Annotated in this window: 2 pseudogenes; both read left to right on the plus strand. The window is 69.1% G+C overall.

What is annotated here, in order from left to right:
* Positions 1-5 precede the first annotated feature (5 nt).
* Positions 6-314, plus strand: a pseudogene (locus I8J30_RS34375) (YbaB/EbfC family nucleoid-associated protein).
* A gap of 162 nt (positions 315-476) precedes the next feature.
* Positions 477-625: pseudogene (locus I8J30_RS34380) on the plus strand (recombination protein RecR); the annotation flags it as partial.

The following is a 625-nucleotide window of genomic DNA, read 5'->3' on the forward strand; positions in this document are numbered from 1 at the left end:
CGAACATGCAGGAGCTGCTCCAGCAGGCCCAGAAGTTGCAGCAGGACCTAGCGCTGGCGCAGGAGGAGCTGGCGGCGACCGAGGTCGAGGGCCAGTCGGGCGGTGGCCTCGTGAAGGCCGTGGTCAACGGCTCCGGCGAGCTGAAGGGCCTGGTCATCGATCTGTAGGTCGTCCACCCCGAGGACACGGAGACGCTCGCCGACCTCGTGCTCGCGGCGGTCCAGGCGGCCAACGACAACGCGCACCAGCTCCAGCAGCAGAAGCTCGGGCCGCTCGCGCAGGGCCTCGGGGGGATGCCGGGGCTGTCGCTCTGAGGCAGGGATCCCTGGCTCTCCGATCCCCTGGTCGCGGACCTGACGTCGGCCTTACCGGGGATTCGCCAGGGTGTACTGGCGAAGGCACGAACGCGGGCACGTAAGCAGGCGCGAACGCAGGCACGAACGCAGGCACAAGGAAGGCATCCGTTGTACGAAGGCGTGGTTCAGGACCTCATCGACGAGCTGGGCAGGCTGCCGGGCGTCGGTCCCAAGAGCGCGCAGCGGATCGCCTTCCACATCCTCCAGGCCGAGCCGACGGACGTGCGCCGCCTTGCCCACGCGCTCCTGGAGGTCAAGGACGAGGTCGT

Origin of the sequence: Paenibacillus lignilyticus, assembly GCF_017942085.1 — a bacterium.
GTDB lineage: Bacteria > Bacillota > Bacilli > Paenibacillales > Paenibacillaceae > Paenibacillus_Z > Paenibacillus_Z lignilyticus.